17 protein-coding genes and 1 tRNA gene are annotated in these 19,332 nt (G+C 67.8%); 9 read left to right on the forward strand and 9 right to left on the reverse strand.

Features of this window, described 5'->3' with window-relative positions:
* Positions 1–42: 42 nt before the first annotated feature.
* From BM070_RS17160 to dusB, 5 genes are all read right to left on the reverse strand, one after another.
* A protein-coding gene (locus BM070_RS17160) for an IS3 family transposase (protein WP_245785156.1) occupies positions 43–1,400 on the reverse strand; the annotation gives its coding sequence in 2 pieces (ribosomal slippage) (positions 43–923 and positions 923–1,400; 1,359 coding nt in all).
* Between the two features lie 54 nt (positions 1,401–1,454).
* On the reverse strand, positions 1,455–1,700 hold the full coding sequence (locus tag BM070_RS24345) for a hypothetical protein (RefSeq protein WP_139222862.1): 246 nt from the start codon (positions 1,698–1,700) through the stop codon (positions 1,455–1,457).
* A 174-nt stretch (positions 1,701–1,874) separates the two neighbouring features.
* Positions 1,875–3,476, reverse strand: coding sequence for a bifunctional phosphoribosylaminoimidazolecarboxamide formyltransferase/IMP cyclohydrolase (purH, locus tag BM070_RS17165; protein WP_092940571.1), 1,602 nt, complete (start codon positions 3,474–3,476; stop codon positions 1,875–1,877).
* Positions 3,477–3,581: 105 nt separating this feature from the next.
* Positions 3,582–3,815 (reverse strand): Fis family transcriptional regulator, encoded by a 234-nt coding sequence (locus BM070_RS17170; protein ID WP_092940572.1) that lies wholly within the window; start codon positions 3,813–3,815, stop codon positions 3,582–3,584.
* On the reverse strand, positions 3,796–4,857 hold the full coding sequence (dusB, locus tag BM070_RS17175; RefSeq protein ID WP_092940573.1) for a tRNA dihydrouridine synthase DusB: 1,062 nt from the start codon (positions 4,855–4,857) through the stop codon (positions 3,796–3,798). The genes BM070_RS17170 and dusB overlap by 20 nt, the downstream gene beginning before the upstream one ends.
* A gap of 176 nt (positions 4,858–5,033) precedes the next feature.
* Between dusB and BM070_RS17180 the strand changes: the two genes are divergently transcribed.
* On the forward strand, positions 5,034–5,516 hold the full coding sequence (locus BM070_RS17180; protein ID WP_092940574.1) for a YqaA family protein: 483 nt from the start codon (positions 5,034–5,036) through the stop codon (positions 5,514–5,516).
* A 143-nt stretch (positions 5,517–5,659) separates the two neighbouring features.
* Here BM070_RS17180 and BM070_RS17185 read toward each other — a convergent pair whose 3' ends face one another.
* On the reverse strand, positions 5,660–7,015 hold the full coding sequence (locus BM070_RS17185) for a carbohydrate porin (protein ID WP_245785275.1): 1,356 nt from the start codon (positions 7,013–7,015) through the stop codon (positions 5,660–5,662).
* 202 nt (positions 7,016–7,217) lie between these two features.
* Between BM070_RS17185 and BM070_RS17190 the strand changes: the two genes are divergently transcribed.
* The gene (locus tag BM070_RS17190; RefSeq protein WP_092940576.1) at positions 7,218–7,490 is read left to right on the forward strand and encodes a metal-sensing transcriptional repressor; all 273 of its coding nucleotides are present in this window, start codon (positions 7,218–7,220) and stop codon (positions 7,488–7,490) included.
* Between the two features lie 144 nt (positions 7,491–7,634).
* Here the strand turns inward: BM070_RS17190 and BM070_RS17195 are convergent, their stop codons facing one another.
* The 3 genes from BM070_RS17195 to BM070_RS17205 all read right to left on the reverse strand — a co-directional run bounded on the left by BM070_RS17195 (position 7,635) and on the right by BM070_RS17205 (position 12,388).
* Positions 7,635–10,052, reverse strand: coding sequence for a membrane-bound PQQ-dependent dehydrogenase, glucose/quinate/shikimate family (locus BM070_RS17195; RefSeq protein ID WP_092940577.1), 2,418 nt, complete (start codon positions 10,050–10,052; stop codon positions 7,635–7,637).
* 231 nt (positions 10,053–10,283) lie between these two features.
* The gene (gene ychF / locus BM070_RS17200; protein WP_092940578.1) at positions 10,284–11,378 is read right to left on the reverse strand and encodes a redox-regulated ATPase YchF; all 1,095 of its coding nucleotides are present in this window, start codon (positions 11,376–11,378) and stop codon (positions 10,284–10,286) included.
* Between the two features lie 134 nt (positions 11,379–11,512).
* Positions 11,513–12,388 (reverse strand): MOSC domain-containing protein, encoded by an 876-nt coding sequence (locus tag BM070_RS17205; protein ID WP_092940579.1) that lies wholly within the window; start codon positions 12,386–12,388, stop codon positions 11,513–11,515.
* A 128-nt stretch (positions 12,389–12,516) separates the two neighbouring features.
* On the opposite strand from BM070_RS17205, the gene BM070_RS17210 reads away from it, so the two are divergent.
* The 7 genes from BM070_RS17210 (at position 12,517) to miaB (ending at position 19,322) form a co-directional block, all read left to right on the forward strand.
* Positions 12,517–13,659, forward strand: a complete 1,143-nt coding sequence (locus tag BM070_RS17210; protein WP_092940580.1) for an FAD-dependent monooxygenase — start codon at positions 12,517–12,519, stop codon at positions 13,657–13,659.
* A 66-nt stretch (positions 13,660–13,725) separates the two neighbouring features.
* Positions 13,726–14,454, forward strand: a complete 729-nt coding sequence (locus tag BM070_RS17215) for a DsbC family protein (protein WP_092940581.1) — start codon at positions 13,726–13,728, stop codon at positions 14,452–14,454.
* A 100-nt stretch (positions 14,455–14,554) separates the two neighbouring features.
* Complete coding sequence (locus BM070_RS17220) at positions 14,555–16,339, forward strand: M61 family metallopeptidase (RefSeq protein WP_092940582.1); 1,785 nt, start codon at positions 14,555–14,557, stop codon at positions 16,337–16,339.
* A 64-nt stretch (positions 16,340–16,403) separates the two neighbouring features.
* Positions 16,404–17,183: an enoyl-CoA hydratase gene (locus BM070_RS17225; RefSeq protein WP_092940583.1), complete on the forward strand. Its 780-nt coding sequence runs from the start codon at positions 16,404–16,406 to the stop codon at positions 17,181–17,183.
* A gap of 24 nt (positions 17,184–17,207) precedes the next feature.
* Positions 17,208–17,284: transfer RNA gene (locus tag BM070_RS17230), tRNA-Met, on the forward strand.
* A 120-nt stretch (positions 17,285–17,404) separates the two neighbouring features.
* Positions 17,405–17,869 carry a hypothetical protein gene (locus tag BM070_RS17235; RefSeq protein ID WP_175518533.1) on the forward strand — a complete coding sequence of 155 codons (465 nt, stop codon included), beginning with the start codon at positions 17,405–17,407 and terminating at the stop codon, positions 17,867–17,869.
* Between the two features lie 109 nt (positions 17,870–17,978).
* Positions 17,979–19,322 (forward strand): tRNA (N6-isopentenyl adenosine(37)-C2)-methylthiotransferase MiaB, encoded by a 1,344-nt coding sequence (gene miaB / locus BM070_RS17240; RefSeq protein ID WP_092940584.1) that lies wholly within the window; start codon positions 17,979–17,981, stop codon positions 19,320–19,322.
* Positions 19,323–19,332 lie beyond the last annotated feature (10 nt).

A 19,332-nucleotide genomic window follows, 5' to 3' on the forward strand; every position in this document is an offset into this window, starting at 1 on the left:
TTGAACTGCCCCCCAGAAGTTGGACGGTCACGATTCCGCCGATCAGGCGGAGCTTCTCAATCGGTACCCCACCGGACTGAGCCCCTGCAGCCCGAGCTTGATGCGCTCGTGGTTGTAGTAGTTGACGTAATCATGCACGCCCGCTTCGAGCGCATCAACGCTGTCGGGCCTTTCGAGATGGAAATACTCGGCCTTCAGAGTGCCGAAGAAGCTTTCAATTGCCGCGTTGTCGAGGCAGTTGCCTTTGCGGCTCATGCTTTGCTTGACTCCGCGTCGCGCGAGCATTGCTCGGTAGGGCTGCATCTTGTAGTGCCAGCCTTGGTCGGAGTGCACGATCAGGTTGGTGACGCAACTGGCCCGTGAGAGCGCGGCTTCAAGCATGCTGGAAACCATCTCGAAGACCGGACGCCTTGCCATGCGGTACGCGACGATCTCGCCGTTGTACAGGTCCATACAGGCCGACAGGTAGAGCTTGTGGCCGCTCACATTGAACTCGGTGACATCGGTCGCCCACTTCTGGTTCGGGGCGGTCGCACAGAAGTCGCGCTGCAGAACGTTGGGCACGTGCTCATCGCTCATGCCCGGAACATGCCGAGATCTCTTCTTCGCCCGAATCAACGCGCGCAGCCCCATCTTCTGCATCAGACGCTGCACGCACTTGTGGTTGACCGGTTCTGCCATTGAATTGCACAGCACCGCAGTGATGCGTCGGTATCCGTAGCGGCCCTTGTGCTCGTCGTAAATGGTGCGGATTCTGGCTTCCACTGCGCGTTGCTGGTCGGCGTGCTGGGTCGCCTGGCATTGGTAGTAGAACGTGCTGCGCGGCAGGCCCGCTATGTGCAACAGGTCCGCCAACTTATGGTCATGCCTCAACCCGGCAATCAGGCGCGCTTTGTCGGCGCAGCTGACCTCTTCGACCGAATTAAGGCCTGCAATTTTTTTAGGTACGCGACCTCCGCGCGCAGTCGTTCGTTCTCTTCCCGCAAGGTTCTCTCCGCATCGGCAACGACCGTGCTCGACGGTGCTGCAGAGCGCCGTTCTGGCTTCATCTTGGGCTGCTCTTCTTTCCCCCTCTCGCGCGCTTGCCAGCGGCCTTGATCGAGATTGCGTCGCCAGACCACGACCTGGTTTGGATTGCGAATGTCATAGATCGCCGCGACCTGACGGCTGGAAAGCTGCTCGCGATCCTGATGAGCCAGCACCTGCAGCTTGAACTGCGCACTGTACGCGCTGCGCTTGGGGCTCAAGCCGTCGATGCCGTGGAGACGGTAATGGCTCACCCAAGTGCGGATCTTCTCCTCGGGAACCGACCACCGCCGAGCCAAAAGCTTCGCGCCGCCTTCGCCTTCCAAGAAGCTCTGGACAACTTCCAGCTTGAACTCCACTTCGTACCTCTTCATGAAACCCCTTGAAGTTCATCCAACTTCTGGGGGTCAGTTCAAACCCGGGGCGATTCAGGTATGAGCATTGATGGTTACTGGGGGCTCGACACCTGCTGGCACTGGCAACGGAGCAACAACGAGTTCCAGCACCGCAATGGTCCTCTGTAGCTCCGCCTCACGCCGGACCAATTTGGCTTGATGGTCGCGGACATGCTGTAGCTCGCCACGCAGCGCCGCCACCTCATTGAGAAGCCACTTGGCTCCGGGAGAAGTGCGACGCCGTTGGACGACGGTATCGGTTCGATGTGTGTTGCTCATGGAGGTCTTCATACCTCCGTAAAGCGAACAGAAATGCTCAAAAAATAAGCAAAAGGCCCCGCAGAGCAGTTTCATCGACCTCTTGGGCCATCAGCTAGATAACACCCTTTGGTGTGCGCCGAGTTTGCCTCGCGCCGGGCCTGCCTGCCGCACCGGCAGACGGGCCCCTCAGGCTCAATGGCGGAAGTGGCGCACGCCGCTGAACACCATGGCCACGCCGCGCTCGTCGGCGGCGTCGATCACTTCCTGGTCGCGTATGGAGCCGCCGGGCTGGATCACGCAGGTCGCGCCGGCATCCACCACCACGTCCAGGCCGTCGCGGAACGGGAAGAAGGCATCGCTCGCCACGGCCGTGCCCTGCAGCGAGAGCTTGGCGTGCTCGGCCTTGATGCTGGCGATGCGGGCGGAATCGAGGCGGCTCATCTGGCCGGCGCCCACGCCCATGGTCATGCCGCCCTTGCAGAAGACGATGGCGTTGCTCTTGACGTACTTGGCGACCTTCCAGGCGAAGAGCAGGTCTTCCAGTTCCTGGGGCGTGGGCTGCTTCCTGGTGACCACCTTCAGGTCGGCCAGGGCCAGCTCATGGTTGTCGGCCGACTGCAGCAGCATGCCGGAGCCGATGCGCTTGGCGTCCATGGCGTTGCGGCCGCGGCTCCAGGCCGAGTCACCGGCTTGTTCGGGCAGCGCGATCTTGAGCAGGCGCACATTGGCCTTGGGGCGGAAGATCTCCAGCGCCTCGGGCGTGAAGGCGGGCGCCATCAGCACTTCGACGAACTGCTTGACCACGTGCTGCGCGGCAGCCGCGTCCACCGGGCGGTTGAAGGCGATGATGCCGCCGAAGGCGCTGGTGGGGTCGGTCTGGAAGGCCTTGCCGTAGGCTTCGGCCACGTCGGCGCCCACGGCCACGCCGCAGGGGTTGGCGTGCTTGACGATCACGCAGGCCGGCACGTCGAAGCTCTTGACGCATTCCCAGGCGGCGTCGGCGTCGGCGATGTTGTTGTACGAAAGCTCCTTGCCCTGCAGCTGCTCGCCCGTGACGATGGAGCCGGGTGCGGGGTGGAGGTCGCGGTAGAGCGCCGCCTGCTGGTGGCTGTTCTCGCCGTAGCGCAGGTCCTGCACCTTGACGAACTGGCCGTTGCTCTGGCCGGGGAACTGGCTGCGCTCGGGCACGTAAGCCTCGGACAGCTTCTCGGCCTCGAAGGTGACGGAAGAGAGGTAGTCGCTGATCGCGCCGTCGTACTGCGCGATGCGGTTGAACGCGGCCACCGACAGCGCGAAGCGCAGCTTGTCGGACAGCTTGCCGGCGGCCTTGAGCTCGCCCAGCACGGCTTCGTACTGGTCGGCCGAGGTGACCACGCCCACGTCCTGCCAGTTCTTGGCGGCGCTGCGCACCATGGCCGGGCCGCCGATGTCGATGTTCTCGATCGCGTCGGCCAGCGTGCAGCCGGGCTTGGCCACGGTCGCCTCGAACGGGTAGAGGTTGACCACCAGCAGGTCGATGGTGTCGATGCCGTGTTCCTTCAGCGCGGCCATGTGCGCGGGCAGGTCGCGGCGGGCCAGCAGGCCGCCATGCACCTTGGGGTGCAGCGTCTTGACGCGGCCGTCGAGCATTTCGGGGAACTGGGTGACCTCGGCCACCTCGGTGACGGGCAGGCCCTTGTCGGCCAGCAGCTTGGCGGTGCCGCCGGTGGACAGCAGGCGGATGCCGAGGGCATGCAGCGCCTGCGCGAATTCGACGATGCCGGTCTTGTCGGAGACGGAAAGTAGTGCGTTCATGGGTTCAGGGGGGGCGGTTCTTGATGGCAATGGAATCGGTCGCCAGCGCAGGCAGATCAAGCGCAGGCAGCTATGTTTTCAGGAGCAAACGCTTTCACCGGAGCCTCAGAGCAGCTTGTGCTCCACCAGCTTCTTGCGCAGCGTGTTGCGGTTCAGCCCCAGCCATTCGGCGGCGCGGGACTGGTTGTTGTCGGCATGGCTCATCACCACTTCCAGCAGCGGTTTTTCGACCAGGCGCACCAGCATGTCGTACATGCCGTCGGGCGTTTCGCCCCCCAGGTCGCGAAAGTAGCCCTGCAGGCTCTCGCGCACGCATTCCTCAATATGTTGCTTGCTCATCCGTCCGTTCTCTCGGCTCCGTGTCGGCACCGGCGTCGGCGTCGGCCGGGGGCAGCCGGTCCATCGAGGCGCCCAGCGCGTCGAAGTAATCGGCCACCGCCTGCCACTGCGCCGCGCAGTCCTCGATGGTGTTGATGTGTTGTCTGAAGGCCTCGCCGCCGGGCAGCGCCCGCACGTACCAGGCGATGTGCTTGCGCGCGCTGCGCACGCCCGTCGCCTCGCCGTAGAGGCCGTAGTGGTCCTGCAGGTGGTCCAGCAGCAGGCGGCGCACCTCGGCCACCAGCGGCGGGGCCAGGTGCTCGCCCGTGGCGAGGTAGTGGCCGATCTCGCGGAAGATCCACGGCCGGCCCTGCGCCGCGCGGCCGACCATGATCGCGTCGGCCCCCGTGGCGGCGAGCACCGCCTGCGCCTTCTCGGGCGAGGTGATGTCGCCGTTGGCCACCACCGGCACGCGCACCGCCGCTTTCACGGCGGCGATGGTGTCGTACTCGGCATGGCCCTTGTAGCCCTGTTCGCGCGTGCGGCCGTGCACCGTGAGCATCTGGATGCCCACGCCCTCGAACGCCCGCGCGAGCTGCACGGCGTTCTTGTGCTGCTGGCACCAGCCGGTGCGCATCTTGAGCGTGACGGGCACGTTGCGCGGCGCGCAGGCATCGACCACCGCCTGCGCGATCTCGATGGCCAGCGCCTCGTTCTGCATCAGGGCGGAACCCGCCCACTTGTTGCAGACCTTCTTGGCCGGGCAGCCCATGTTGATGTCGATGATCTCGGCGCCGCGGTCGATGTTGTAGAGCGCGGCCTCGGCCATCATGGCCGCGTCGGTGCCCGCGATCTGCACGGCGATCGGGCCGGGCTCGCCCTCGTGGTTGGCCCGGCGCGAGGTCTTGAGGCTGTTCCACAAGTCCTTGCGCGAGGTCACCATCTCGCTGACCGCGTAGCCCGCCCCCAGCGCCTTGCACAGCTGGCGGAAAGGCCGGTCCGTCACGCCCGCCATGGGCGCGACGAACAGACGATTCGCCAAGGGAATATGGCCGATGTGCATGGGGGCGGGGGGATGGGGAGGGCAGCGCGTGCTGAAAAAGGAGGCAAGATTGTAGCCGCCCGCCATTTCGGCCGATGGCGGGGCCGGCCGGAGCCCGCCGCACCAGGGCCCACCGCCGGACGGCGCGCCGGGCTACACGGCGCGGCCAGAGCCCCCGCCTACACTCGGCGGCACTTATGGAAATCTGGATGAACCATCTCATGGACGTGCTGGCCCTGCCCCAGTTCGGCCTGAGCACCGTCTTCGTGGTGTCGTTCATATCGGCCACGCTCCTGCCGCTGGGCTCGGAGCCGGCCGTCTTCGGCCTCATCAAGATCAACCCCGAACTCTTCTGGCCCGCCGTGCTGGTGGCCACCGCCGGCAACACGCTGGGCGGCGCGCTCAGCTGGTGGATGGGCCTGGGCGCGCACAAGGCGGTGGACAAGGCCCGCGGCTTCCACAAGGAGCCCCGCGCGCTGAAGTGGCTGGAGCGCTTCGGCCCCAAGGCCTGCCTGCTGAGCTGGCTGCCCGTGGTGGGCGACCCGCTCTGCGCCGTGGCGGGCTGGCTCAAGCTGCCGTTCTGGCCCTGCCTGGCCTACATGGCGGTGGGCAAGTTCGCGCGCTATCTGGTGATGACGGCCGGCCTGCTCTATCTCTGGCCCGGCGCCGTGGCGCACTGATCGCCTGGCCTAGGACTCCGCAGGATGCTATCGAATCAATAGCAATAAGCGCTTGATTCTCAAGCGTTTCACGGCTTTTTCCCATAAAAAAGGGCGGCCCGCCCTGCCGGCGGCCGCCCCTTCGCGCCGGCACCCGGTGCCGGTCAGAACTCGGTGTGCAGCCGCACCGAGCCCACGTTCACCGGCCCGCGGTCGGCGTTGTAGGCCGGGTTGCGGATGTACTGCCAGTCGAACGTCAGCCACGCTGCCTTGGCCAGCTTGATGTTGTAGAAGGTCTCGTAGATCATCTCGGGCCGGTAGTTCAGGCGCCCGTCGCCGATGAAGAAGCCCACGCCGCCGGCTTCCAGATAGCGGCGATGCACGCTGGAAAGGCCGTTGCGCGCGAAGGCCACGCCCAGGGTGTCGTCCGCACGGCCCCAGGAGCCGCCCTTGACCAGCACGCCGCCCGAAAGCGAGCGCTCGATCTCGGTGAAGGCATAGGTCTCGGTCTTGCCGTCGGCGCGGCTGGCGCGCAGAAAGAGGCCCACGTCGTCGTTCACGGCCTGCTCGATGTTGATGCCGAAGCCGCTCTTGCCCTGCACGTCGGTGCGCACGGCGTTGATGTCCGGCGTCGTGCCCGTGCGTGCGGCGAGGTTCAGCGCGTCCTGGAAGCGCGACATGCGCGTCCGGTTGTGGAAGGCCAGCAGCCGCACCGTGCCCGGCTGGCCGCCGAGCGTGTGCGAATGCTCCAGCTCGATCTGGTCGCCGTAGTGGCTGAAGATGTCGCGGTCCAGCTGCTGCTGGTTGGGCAGCTTGGGCTGGATGAAGCGGCCCACGCGCAGGGCCCAGTCGTCGTGGTACCACTCCAGCGCCGCGCCCCAGGTGTAGCCCCGCGCATCCGCCGCGAAGTCGTAGGAGCCGTGCGTCATGATCGACCAGTTCAGGAACTGGGTGCGCGGATCGTGGCTATAGGTGTTGGCGTCGAAGATGTCGGTCACCGACAGGTTGCCCGCCGTCAGCACCCAGCGGCGCTTGTCCACCATGCCGGCCAGCTGGTTGGGGCCGGATTCGACCGCTTCCTGCTCGCCGCCCATGCCCCAGGTCTGGCGCAGGAAGAGGCGCGCCCGGTAGAACTTGAGCTCGGGCCCGGAGGTGCGCGCCATCTCGCCGTTGGTGAGGCCGCCCAGGCCCGTGAGGTTGGACAGCGGCACGCCCTGCGCCGCCTCGGGGTTGAAGTAGAGCTCCCCGCCCGTCCACGGCCGCCAGCCCAGGAAGGCCGTCGCCGTGAAGGAATAGCTGCGCTCCTTGTCCACCGTCAGGCTGTTGGGCCCGGAATACGCGGCGGAAAACGACGGCTTGCGCTGCCAGACGTAGGTGGACTGGAACTTGGCATTCCAGTTCTCCGTCTCCACCGTTTCGGCAGCCTGTGCCTGGGCCAGTACGGGGACGAGCGCGGCAGCCAGCACCGCCACGCCCTGCAAGCGCGCCAGCGGGCGCGCCATGAAACCATTCAAACGCATGTGAACTCCTGGCGGGCGCAGACAGCGCATACCGCCTCAGCGAGCCACCGCCACCGCGACGGCTCTTCCATCATCGACGCCCCCGGAAACACGCCACCACCGCTGGCCTATCCCGCAAGCCCCCTAGCCCAAAGGCGGCGAATTGTAACTGGGCCAATGCAATAATTCCGCATCCCCTCCAGGAGGATAGGATGACAGAACGATGACAGACCCCAGCACCGCCTACCCCGACGTCACCAAGCGCCTCAAGCGCGCCCAGGGCCACCTCAAGAGCATTCTGGCCATGCTGGATGACAAACGCGCTCCGCTGGAGATCGTCCAGCAGCTGCAGGCGGTGGAGAAAGCGGTGGCCAACGCCAAGCGCAGCCTGGTCCACGACCACATCGGCCGCAGCCTGCAAGGCGCAGCGCAACGGGGGGAGGCCGCGTCAAGCGCGGCGGTTCAGGAAATGAAGGAGCTCACCAAGTACCTGTGAGCCCCTGCTGCCGCAGTCCCTGCGCCTGGGCTGCGGCGGTGCCGATACGAGAGATCGAGAGACACGCAAGGCACGAGGGGCGCGGCCGGTGCGGCAGCAGGCCCCGGTGGCCTGCCTCCCGCCCGTCGCGTTCGCCTTCGCCGCTCAGCGCGGCAGCGCGTAGGCCATCAGCGAGTCGCCCATCTTCGTGCCGAAGGAGCCGTGGCCGCCGGCCATGATGAGTACGTACTGGCGCCCATCGGCCTCGTACGTCATGGGCGTGGCCTGTCCGCCCGCCGGCAGGCGCGCCTCCCACAGCAGATCGCCGTTGCTCACGTCGTAGGCGCGCAGGTAGTTGTCCTGCGTCGCGGCCACGAACATCACGTTGCCGGCCGTGGAGATGACGCCGCCCAGGCCGGGCACGCCGATCTTCATGGGCGGCAGCTGGAACAGCGCCGGCAGGCTGTCGCGGATGGTGCCGATGCGCTTCTTCCAGACGACCTCGTGCGACTGCAGATCGACGCCCGTCACGAAGCCCCATGCGGGCTGCTTGCACGGCAGTCCGAGCGGCGAGAGGAAGGGGTTGATCTCCACGCCGTAAGGCACGCCGTACATCGGCTGGACACCGTTTTCGGTGCCGGCGCCGCGTTCGGTGCGCGGGCGGTCGGCCTTCTCGGGAATCAGCCGGCTCACGAAAGGCAGCGCCAGCGGGTTCATCAGGGCGACCTGGCGGTCCGGGTTGACGGACATGCCGCCCCACTCGAACACGCCCAGGTTGCCCGGGAACACCAGCGTGCCGTTCTCCGACGGCGGGGTGTAGATGCCCTCGTAGTTCAGGCGGTGGAAGATGATGCGGCAGGCCAGCTGGTCGAACATGGTCGCGCCCCACATCTTGGCGCCGTCCAGGCGCTCTGCGGGCGCCAGATTCAGCGGCGAGAAGGGCTGCGTGGGCGAATAGCGCTCGCCGCGGGTCTGCGGGCCGCGCTGCACGGTCTGCGGCACCGCCCGCTCCTGCACGGGCAGGATGGGCGCGCCCGTCGTGCGGTTGAGCACGAACACGTTGCCGGTCTTGGTCAGCACGTAGATGGCCGGCACGGTCTGGCCCGAAGGCAGGCGCAGATCGAGCAGCGAGGGCTGCGAAGGCACGTCCATGTCCCACAGGTCGTGGTGCGTGGTCTGGAAATGCCAGATCAGCCGGCCGGTGCTGGCGTCGAGCGCCAGCACGGCGTTCGCATAGCGCTCCTTGAGCTCGGTGCGGTCGCCGCCCCAGATGTCGGGCGTGCCGACGCCGGTCGGCACGTACACCGTGTCGCTGCCCGCGTCATAGGCCAGGGGCGCCCAGGCGTTCGGCGAGTTGTGCGCGAACACGCCCTTCTCGCCCGGCATCTGGTTCGGGTCCTGCGCGCCGGTATCGAACACCCAGCGCAAGGCGCCGGTGTTCACGTCGTAGCCGCGGATCACGCCCGACGGCTCCCGGTTGGAGAGGTTGTCCGTCACCGAACCACCGATCACGATGGTGGAGGCCGTCACCACGGGCGGCGAGGTGGGGTTGTAGCCGCCGGGGTACGGATAGGGCATGTTGGCCTGCAGATCGATCTCGCCTCCGCGGCCGAAATCGCTGCAGGGCTGGCCGTTATCGGCATTGACCGCGATCAGGCGGCCGTCGTTGACCGGCAGGATCACCTTGCGCGGGCAGACCGCAGACGGCGCCGAACCCGGCTGGCGCGAGGCGCTTTTGGCGAAGCGTTCGGAATTGCCCGCGTCGTGATAGGCCACGCCGCGGCAGGTCAGATGCTGGAAGGTGCGGTCGGCCTTGAGCCGGGGGTCGAAGCGCCACAGGCGCTTGCCGGTGGAGGCATCCAGGGCATCGAGGAACTGGTGGGTCGTGCAGATGAAGACCTTGTCGCCCACCTTGATCGGCGTCACCTCGTTGGTGGTCTCGCCCGAATCGTTGGCGGTCTTGAAATCTTCGGTGTGATAGGTCCAGGCGACCTTCAGATCCTTGACGTTGCGCTCGTTGATCTGCGCGAGCGGCGAATAGCGCACGCCGGCTTCCGTCCGGCCGTAGGCAGGCCAGTCCTGGGGGGCGACGCCGGCCACCGGCTGCGCGGCGGCGGGCTGGCTGCGCGCGATCGTGCCGTTCACCTCCTGCGGATCATGCAGGAGCGCATAGCCGAGCACGCCCAGCGTGGCTACCATGGCGGCGCCCATCAGCGCCTTGGGCGCCGCGCTGCGCCCGACGAGAGAGCGCGACGCCCAGGGCAGCAGCAGCCACAGGCCGAACAGGAACCAGATATCCACGCGGGGCGCGAGGGCCCAGAAGTCGGTCCCGGCCTCCCAGAGGCTCCAGCCCAGCGTCGCGATCAGCCAGACCGCATACAGCCACAGGCTGAGGGTGGAACCCCGCCAGTAGGCCAGCGCCACGGCGGCGAGCGCGAGCGCTGCCAGCAGGTAATACGCGGAGCCGCCCAGGGCCAGCAGCCAGCCGCCGCCGGCGCCGAGAGCGACGGCCATCACGACCAGCAGGGCCAGCGTGGCCCCACGCGCCCATGAGCCTGATGTTGTTGTTGTTTCTTTTTTCATGACCACCCTCGTAAAGAAAACAGGGGGTGATTGTGTTGCGTATCAGGCGCATTGCCATGTAAGCGCATGGCGACAGATGGTTCTGGGAAGCATCCCCCGCGGGCCAGGGGCCGGACTTGCCAAAAGCCCCCTGCCGGCAGCCGCCGCGCCATGAAAAAAGCCCCGCATCCGCGGGGCCTTTTTCCTGGCATATCCGCCGCCACGGCCCCTGGTAGGGCCCGGCGGCTGGCATCAGACGTTGAACAGGAAGTTCATCACGTCGCCGTCCTTGACGACGTATTCCTTGCCTTCGGCGCGCATCTTGCCCGCGTCCTTGGCGCCCTGCTCGCCCTTGAAGGCGATGAAGTCTTCGAAGGCGATGGTCTGCGCGCGGATGAAGCCGCGCTCGAAGTCGCCGTGGATCACGCCGGCCGCCTGGGGCGCGGTGTCGCCCACCTTGATGGTCCAGGCGCGAACTTCCTTCACACCGGCGGTGAAGTAGGTCTGCAGGCCCAGCAGCTTGAAGCCGGCGCGGATCAGGCGGTTCAGGCCGGGCTCTTCGAGGCCCAGTTCCTGCAGGAACATGTCGCGGTCTTCGTCTTCCATCTCGGCCATTTCGGCCTCGATCTTGGCGCAGATGGCCACCACCGGGGCGCCCTGGGCTTCGGCATAGGCCTTGAGCTTGTCGAGCAGCGGGTTGTTCTCGAAGCCGTCTTCGGCGACGTTGCCCACGAACATGGCGGGCTTGGCCGTGATCAGGCAGAACGGCTTGAGCAGGGGCGCGTCTTCCTTGCTGACGGGCACCGTGCGCGCGGGCTTGCCCTGGTCGAGCGCGGCCTGGATGGGCGTGAGCAGCGAGACCAGCTTGGCGGCCTCCTTGTCGTTGCCCGACTTGGCGGCCTTGCTGTAGCGGTTCAGGGCCTTTTCGACGGTGGCGAGGTCGGCCAGGCACAGCTCGGTCTGGATGACTTCGATGTCGGCGATCGGGTCCACGCGGCCGGCCACGTGGATCACGTTCGGGTCTTCGAAGCAGCGCACGACGTTGACGATGGCGTCGGTCTCGCGGATGTGGGCCAGGAACTGGTTGCCCAGGCCTTCGCCCTTGCTGGCACCGGCCACCAGGCCGGCGATGTCCACGAATTCGACGATGGCCGGCACCACGCGCTCGGGCGTGATGATCTGGGACAGCTGCTGCAGGCGGGGGTCGGGCACCTCCACCACGCCGGTATTGGGCTCGATGGTGCAGAACGGATAGTTCTCGGCGGCGATGCCGGCCTTGGTGAGGGCGTTGAAGAGAGTGGACTTGCCCACGTTGGGCAGACCCACGATGCCGCATTTCAGGCTCATGGCAGGGCTTTCAGGGTTCGGGAAGACAAACCGCCGATTTTAAGGGTGCGGCACGCGAAGGCCCCGGGGCACCCGCCCGAAGGCATGCGGAACGCCCCGTATCCGGCCCAACGCCTCAGGACGTGTTCACGTTCTCAGTCGAAGCGCAGGTCGGCGGCGATGGGCTGGCCCACGCGCAGCCACCGGCCGGCGCCCTCGCCCACGATGGCGTTCATGGCGAAGCTGATGGCGCCGTCCAGGCGCCGGTCCTGCCGGTAGCGGCGCAGCGCATCGCCCACGGCGGGCGTGCTTTCGGCCGTGGCGGGGTCGATGTCGGGAATGGGGCAGCGCACGCAGGGCTTGACCAGCTGCAGCCGGACTCCGCCCTCGGGCGTGCCGACGTGGAGCGCATCGATGCGGTCTTCGTCGTGCGCCTCGACGCCGTCGATCACGATGTTGGGGCGAAAGCGTTCCACGCCCACGGCAGGCTGGCCCGCCGCCAGCAGCCGCTCGTTCAGGCCATCGACCGAGGCCTGGCTCACGACCAGCAGCGGGAATCCGTCGGAAAACTGGTTCGGCGCCTCGGCGCCACCCGTCCACTGCAGGCTGGAGAGGCGCCGGTGGGCGGGGTCGAACCGCACCAGCCGGCAGGCCAGCCCCAGGAAGTCGCTGAACCATTGCGCGGCGAGCTCGCCCATGTCCCGGGCCGGCACCACGTCGTCCCACACGCTCACGCGGGCCGGCGGGCCGTCCATCGCCTGCAGGGAGACGTGCAGCGCCGGCATGCCCGGGGCCTGCAGCACCATGCGTTCAGGGGTCTGGATCTCGGGCCGCACCAGCGCCATGCGGGCATGCCCGCGCTGGGTGAGGAAGGCGCCCTGGCCGTCCACCACCATGAAGGCGCGGTCCAGCGCCAGCCCGGCCGGGGTCAGCAGGGCTTCGCGCACCTCCACGCCTGCGCAGGACTTGACCGGGTGGACGAACAGGCGGGCGATGCTGCCGCAGAGGTCGAGATCGGGGCGAAAGGTCACGGGGCGGTCCTGGAAGGCACGGATGGGGCAGCGAAGCGGCCGAGAAAGACAGGAGCGGGATTTTGCCCCTCGGCCAGGGACATCGCCGCATCGCGCGTGCCGGGGAACGCCGGCTCCTACAATCCGGCATGGCGCAAACTTTCGATGTCTGTATCCGTGGGGCCGGTGTAGTCGGCCGCACGCTCGCACTGCTCTTGGCCCGCGAACGGCTGCGGGTAGCCCTGGTGGGCAGCCCCGCCACCGACGCGGCACCCGCTGCTGCCGACATCCGCGCCTATGCGCTGAACGCGGCCTCCCGCAGCCTGCTCGAATCCGTGCGCAGCTGGCCCGACGCCGCCCACGCCACCGCCGTGCGGCAGATGGAAGTGCATGGCGACCAGAGCGGCCGGGTCACCTTCGACGCGGCCCGCCAGAGCGCGGATGCCCTGGCCTGGATCGTGGACGTTCCCGCGCTCGAAGCGCGCCTGGCCGAGGCCGTGCGCTTCCAGCCCCAGGTGGAGCTGGTGCCCGCCCCGGTGCCCGCCCCGCTCACCGTCATCTGCGAAGGCCGCGCCAGCAGCACCCGCCAGGAGCTGGGCGTGGAATTCGACGTCACGCCCTACGCGCAGCACGCCATCGCCACCCGCCTGCACTGCGAACGCCCGCACGGGCAGGTCGCGCGCCAATGGTTCCTGCCCGACGGCATCCTCGCCTTCCTGCCGCTGGACGGCGCCGAGGGGAACTCCGTCGCCGTGGTGTGGTCAGTCCCCCAGGAACAGGCCGCCGAGCGCATGGCCCTGGATGCCGAAACGTTCGCCCATCGCCTGCAGGACGCGAGCCAGAACGCCCTGGGCACGCTGCAGCAAGTCGGCGGCCGGGCCTGCTGGCCGCTGCAGCAGGCCCGCGCCCGCCGCTGGTGCGGCGCCATGCCGGTGCAGCCGGCCAAGGGCGCGCAGCGTACCTGGGTGCTGGCGGGCGATGCGGCGCACACGGTGCATCCGCTGGCCGGCCAGGGCCTGAACCTGGGACTGGCCGATGCCGAGGCGCTGGCGCGTCTGCTGCGCGAACGCGACTACTGGCGCGGCATCGGCGACATGCGGCTGCTGCGGCGCTACGAGCGCGAGCGCAAGGCGGGCCTGCTGCCGCTGGGCCTGACGATGGACGGGCTGCAGCAGCTGTTCGCGCGCACCGAAGCGCCCGTGCAGGCCGTGCGCAACTGGGGCATGCAGGGCTTCCAGCTCAGCGGCCCGCTCAAGGACTGGGTCGCCACCCGGGCCATGGGCCTGCGCTGATCCGGCACGCCGAATCACCGGAACACCTCTTCATTCAGTGAACGAACGACGACGAAGGACACGACATTGAAAGCGAAACCACTCCTCCCCGCCCTGCTGGCCGCCGCCACCCTGGCCCTGAGCTTCGGCGCCCATGCGCAGGAGGCCGAGATCCGCAAGGCCCTGGGCCAGCGCATTCCGCAGTTCGGCAAGATCGATGAAGTGGTGGCCACGCCCATGAAGGGCCTCTACGAAGTGCGCGTGGGCACCGACGTGTTCTACACCGACGCCAAGGGCAACTACATCATCCAGGGCGAGCTGATCGACACGCAGGCGCGCCGCAACCTGACCGAAGACCGCATCAACAAGCTGACGGCGATCGACTTCTCCGCCCTGCCCCTGAAGGACGCGTTCACCATCGTGCGCGGCAACGGCAAGCGCAAGCTGGCGGTGTTCGAAGACCCGAACTGCGGCTACTGCAAGCGGTTCGAGAAGGACCTGCAGAACGTGGACAACGTCACGGTCTATCTGTTCCTCTACCCCATCCTGAGCCCCGATTCGGCCGAGAAGTCGCGCAACCTCTGGTGCGCCAAGGATCGCGCCGCCGCCTGGCAGGACCTGATGGTGCGCGACAAGGTGCCCGAGGCCGCCACCTGCGACACCGGCGCCGTGCAGCGCAACCTGGCCTTCGGCAAGAAGCACAAGATCACCGGCACGCCCACCGTGCTGTTCGCCGACGGCACGCGCGTGCCGGGCGCCATCGGCGCCGCCGCGATCGAAAAGCGCTTCGCCGAAATCGGCACCGCCAGCAACTGACGACCGCCTGCGGCCCAGGCCGCAAGCTCTTCTTCACGGGCGCTGCCGCCACCATGGCAGCGCCCTTCTTTCCTGTATTGGCGCATCCGCCATCCCGTCCATGCCCGCAGCACCCCGCTCCCCGTCTTCCGCCGGCCCGGTCCACTACCGTGTCGAAGCCGCCGACCCGCACGCCCATCTGTATGCGGTGACGCTCACCGTGGCGGCGCCCGCGGCGCGGCAGGAGCTGTCCCTGCCCGTCTGGATTCCCGGCAGCTACCTGGTGCGCGAGTTCTCCAAGAACCTGCAGTCGCTGCGGGCCACGCAGAACGGCGAGCCGGTCGCTCTCAAGCAGTTGGACAAGCACCGCTGGCAGGCCCAGTGCAAGAAAGGCTCGCCGCTGGTGCTGACCTATCAGGTGGTGGCCTATGACACCTCGGTGCGCACCGCCTGGCTGGACGCCTCGCGCGGCTTCTTCAACGGCACCAGCCTCTGCCTGCGCGTGCACGGCCAGGAATCCGCGGCCCATACGCTGGAAGTCGTCCGCACGCCGGCCTTGAGCGGCTGGTCGGTCGCCACCGGCCTTGCGCCCGCCAAGGTCACGCGCCAGGGCTTCGGCACCTACCGGGCCGCCGACTACGACGAACTGGTGGACTGCCCCGTGGAGATGGGCCCGTTCTGGAGCGCCCGCTTCACGGCCTGCGGCGTGCCGCACCGCCTGGTGGTGGCCGGCGCCGCGCCCTCCTTCGACGGCGAACGCCTGGTGGCCGACACGCGCCGCATCTGCGAGGAGCTGATCCGCTTCTGGCACGGCCCCTCGCCCAAGCCGCCGCACGGCAGCTACGTCTTCATGCTGAACGTGGTGGACGACGGCTACGGCGGGCTGGAGCACCGCAACTCCACCGCCCTCATCTGCGGCCGGCGCGACCTGCCCCGCCAGGGCGAGGCCCGCACGCCCGAGGGCTACACCACGCTGCTGGGCCTCATCAGCCACGAGTATTTCCACACCTGGAACGTCAAGCGCCTGCGCCCTTCCGAGTTCGCGCGCTACGACTACGGCCAGGAGAACTACACCGAACTGCTCTGGTTCTTCGAGGGCTTCACCAGCTACTACGACGACCTGCTGCTGCGCCGCTGCGGCCTGCTGGACGATGCCGCCTACCTGCGCCTGCTGACCAAGGCCGCCAACCAGGTGCTGCAGACGCCCGGCCGGCACGTGCAGTCGGTGGCCGAGGCGAGCTTCGACGCCTGGATCAAGTACTACCGCCAGGACGAGAACACGCCCAACGCCACGGTGAGCTACTACACCAAGGGCTCGCTGGTGGCCCTGTGCCTGGACCTGGCCCTGCGGCGCGAAGGCCGCACCACGCTGGACGCGGTCATGCGCGGCCTCTGGCAGCGCTGCGCCGGCGGTCCCATGAAGGAGGCCGACCTGCTGCAGGTGCTCAAGTCGCTCTCGGGCCGGGACTGGTCCCGCGAGATCGCGGCCTGGGCGCACGGCACGCAGGACCTGCCGCTGGCCGAGCTGCTGGCCGCCCACGGCGTCACGCTGCACGAAGAAGCCCCGCAATGGGCGCAGCGCCTGGGCCTGCGGGTGGGCGAATCGGGCGGCCTGCAGGCCAAGGTCGTGCTGCGCGGCGGGCTGGCCGAAAAGGCGGGCTTCATGGCGGGCGACGAGTGGCTGGGGGTGGAAACGCCCGAGGGAGGCGCCTGGCGCCTGACGAAGCTCGAAGACCTGCCGCTCTATGCCGGCTCCGCCACCCAGGTCACGGCCCTCGTCGCGCGCGACCGGCGCCTGATGCGGCTGACGCTGGACCTGCAGCCGCAGCCCGGACGCGCGGCGGACACCGTGCGCCTGGCCGTCACCGACGCGGCCGCCGCCGCCCGCTGGCTGGCGCCGCAGTGACTGTCGGCCCGAGGGGGCCTTCGGTATAGTCTGCGCACCACCACACGACAGACGGAGACACCCCTTGGCCTACGAAGTCATCGCAGTCCGCACCGAGGCGGACAAGGTCGGCATCATCACGCTGAACCGGCCCAAGCAGCTCAATGCCCTGAACGACCAGCTGATGAACGAGCTGGGCGATGCGCTCGCCGCCTTCGATGCGGACGAGCGCATCGGCTGCATCATCATCACGGGCAGCGAGAAGGCCTTCGCGGCCGGCGCGGACATCAGCGCCATGGCCAAGTACAGCTTCACCGACGTGTACAAGGGTGACTACATCACCCGCAACTGGGAACGCATCCGCTCCGTGCGCAAGCCGGTGATCGCCGCCGTGAGCGGCTTCGCACTGGGCGGCGGCTGCGAGCTGGCGATGATGTGCGACTTCATCATCGCCGCCGACAACGCCAGGTTCGGCCAGCCCGAGATCAAGCTGGGCGTCATCCCCGGCGCGGGCGGCACGCAGCGCCTGCCGCGCGCCGTGGGCAAGTCCAAGGCCATGGACATGGCCCTCACCGGCCGCATGATGGATGCCGCCGAGGCCGAGCGCGCGGGCCTGGTCAGCCGCGTGGTGCCCTACGACAAGCTGGAAAGCGAGGCCCTGGGCGCGGCCCTGGTCATCGCCGGCTTCTCGCAGATCGCGGTCATGGCCGCCAAGGAATCGGTCAACCGGGCCTTCGAAGGCTCGCTCTCCGACGGCGTGATGTTCGAGCGCCGGCTGTTCCACGCCCTGTTCGCCACCCAGGATCAGAAGGAAGGCATGGACGCCTTCATCAACAAACGCGCGGCGAACTTCACACACAGCTAAAATTGCCCTATAATTTGAGGCTTCGGTGGTATAGCTCAGTTGGTTAGAGCGCAGCATTCATAATGCTGATGTCGGTGGTTCAAGTCCACCTACCACCACCAAACAAGAAACCCACAGTGCCTGCACTGTGGGTTTTTTCTTTGGGCGGCGCCTTTGCCCCACGGCGCCGCATTGGCCTGCCGCCTTCCTAGAATCACGCCTTCAGCCCCTGGATGTACACCATGAACCGCTGTCTGCCGATCCGTGCCGCGCGCCGCGCCCGCCTGCTCCTGCTGGCCGGCCTGGCTTGCTGCTGCGCTGCCGCGCCCCTGGCTGCCGCCGCGCAGCCGCTGCAGCCCTACATTCCGCCCGCCTCGGGCGTTGCGCGCAACTTTCCCGATGCCGCCCAGCGCGGCACGCTGATGGTCACCAGCACGGCCGAGGCGGAGCTGGATGGCAAGCCCATCCGCATGGCGCCGGGCATGCGCCTCTTCAGCCCGCAGAACAGCCTCATCTTCCTGCACACGGTGATCGGCCAGCGCATGCGGGTCAACTACCTGATCGAGGCCAGCACCGGCATGCTGCTGACGGCCTGGATCCTGAGCGAAGGCGAAGCCGCCACGCCGCTCAGGGGCAACGCCGACACGCTCGAGCGCAACTTCCGCTTCGGCCCCGAGCCGGACAGCAACGCCCCCGCACTGCGCTGAATCGCGCGCGCACGCCGGCCCGCAAGGCGCCAGCCTCCGCGCCTTTCTCGCCGCCCCTCCTTCATCGCCAGCGTCCTTCCCGGCGCGGCGCACCCCTTCGGATTCCCAGATGTCCAAAAAAGTCTTCGTCAAAACCTTCGGCTGCCAGATGAACGAGTACGACTCGGACAAGATGGTGGACGTGCTCCACGCCACCCAGGGCTACGAGCCCACGCAGAACGTGGAGGAAGCCGACCTGATCCTCTTCAACACCTGCTCCGTGCGCGAGAAGGCGCAGGAAAAGGTCTTCAGCGACCTGGGCCGCATCAAGCACCTGAAGGCGCGGGGCGTGAAGATCGGCGTGGGCGGCTGCGTGGCCAGCCAGGAAGGCGACGAGATCATCAAGCGCGCACCCTACGTCGATGTGGTCTTCGGCCCGCAGACCCTGCACCGCCTGCCCGAGCTGCTGGCGCAGCGCGAGGCCCTGGCCCGCCCGCAGGTGGACATCAGCTTTCCCGAGATCGAGAAGTTCGACCACCTGCCGCCCGCGCGCGTCGAGGGGGCGAGCGCCTTCGTCTCCATCATGGAAGGCTGCAGCAAGTACTGCAGCTACTGCGTGGTGCCCTACACCCGGGGCGAGGAAGTCAGCCGCCCCTTCGACGACGTGCTGGTGGAAGTGGCGGGCCTCGCCGACCAGGGCGTGAAGGAAGTCACGCTGCTGGGCCAGAACGTGAACGCCTACCTGGGCAAGATGGGCGGCACGGCCGAGGTGGCCGACTTCGCCCTGCTGCTGGAATACGTGGCCGACATCCCCGGCATCGAGCGCATCCGCTACACCACCAGCCACCCCAACGAATTCACGCCGCGCCTGATCGACGCCTACGCGCGCATCCCCAAGCTGGTCAGCCACCTGCACCTGCCCGTGCAGCACGGCTCCGACCGCATCCTGATGGCGATGAAGCGCGGCTACACGGCCATGGAATACAAGAGCACCATCCGCAAGCTGCGCGCCATCCGGCCTGACCTGGCGATGAGCAGCGACTTCATCGTGGGCTTCCCCGGCGAGACCGAGGAAGACTTCGGCAAGATGATGAGGCTCATCGACGACATCCACTTCGACAACAGCTTCAGCTTCATCTTCAGCCCGCGCCCCGGCACGCCCGCCGCCAGCCTGCACGACGACACGCCGCACGAGGTCAAGCTGCGCCGCCTGCAGGAGCTGCAGGCCGTCATCAACGCCAACATCAAGTCGATCAGCGAAAGCCGCGTGGGCACGGTGCAGCGCATCCTGGTGGAAGGCGCCTCCAAGCGCGACGGCAACGAACTCATGGGCCGCACGGAATGCAACCGCGTGGTCAACTTCGCGGGCCAGCCGCGGCTCATCGGGCAGATGGTGGACGTCACCATCACCGAAGCCAAAGCCTACACGCTGCGCGGCGAGGTCGTGACGGCCGACTCCGCCCTGCCGGCCTGAGCGGCGCCGC

This window comes from Paracidovorax wautersii (assembly GCF_900113035.1).
GTDB classification, from domain to species: domain Bacteria; phylum Pseudomonadota; class Gammaproteobacteria; order Burkholderiales; family Burkholderiaceae_C; genus Paracidovorax; species Paracidovorax wautersii.

Excerpts from the sequence above, each read along its gene's own strand:
- dusB (WP_092940573.1), bottom strand. The coding sequence starts at position 4,857 with ATGCACATCGGCCATATTCCCTTGGCGAATCGTCTGTTCGTCGCGCCC.
- miaB (WP_092940584.1), top strand. The coding sequence starts at position 17,979 with ATGTCCAAAAAAGTCTTCGTCAAAACCTTCGGCTGCCAGATGAACGAG.
- ychF (WP_092940578.1), bottom strand. The coding sequence starts at position 11,378 with ATGAGCCTGAAATGCGGCATCGTGGGTCTGCCCAACGTGGGCAAGTCC.
- BM070_RS17170 (WP_092940572.1), bottom strand. The coding sequence starts at position 3,815 with ATGAGCAAGCAACATATTGAGGAATGCGTGCGCGAGAGCCTGCAGGGC.
- BM070_RS17185 (WP_245785275.1), bottom strand. The coding sequence starts at position 7,015 with ATGCGTTTGAATGGTTTCATGGCGCGCCCGCTGGCGCGCTTGCAGGGC.
- BM070_RS17220 (WP_092940582.1), top strand. The coding sequence starts at position 14,555 with ATGCCCGCAGCACCCCGCTCCCCGTCTTCCGCCGGCCCGGTCCACTAC.
- BM070_RS17235 (WP_175518533.1), top strand. The coding sequence starts at position 17,405 with ATGAACCGCTGTCTGCCGATCCGTGCCGCGCGCCGCGCCCGCCTGCTC.
- BM070_RS17180 (WP_092940574.1), top strand. The coding sequence starts at position 5,034 with ATGGAAATCTGGATGAACCATCTCATGGACGTGCTGGCCCTGCCCCAG.
- BM070_RS17195 (WP_092940577.1), bottom strand. The coding sequence starts at position 10,052 with ATGAAAAAAGAAACAACAACAACATCAGGCTCATGGGCGCGTGGGGCC.
- BM070_RS17190 (WP_092940576.1), top strand. The coding sequence starts at position 7,218 with ATGACAGACCCCAGCACCGCCTACCCCGACGTCACCAAGCGCCTCAAG.
- BM070_RS17210 (WP_092940580.1), top strand. The coding sequence starts at position 12,517 with ATGGCGCAAACTTTCGATGTCTGTATCCGTGGGGCCGGTGTAGTCGGC.
- purH (WP_092940571.1), bottom strand. The coding sequence starts at position 3,476 with ATGAACGCACTACTTTCCGTCTCCGACAAGACCGGCATCGTCGAATTC.
- BM070_RS24345 (WP_139222862.1), bottom strand. The coding sequence starts at position 1,700 with ATGAGCAACACACATCGAACCGATACCGTCGTCCAACGGCGTCGCACT.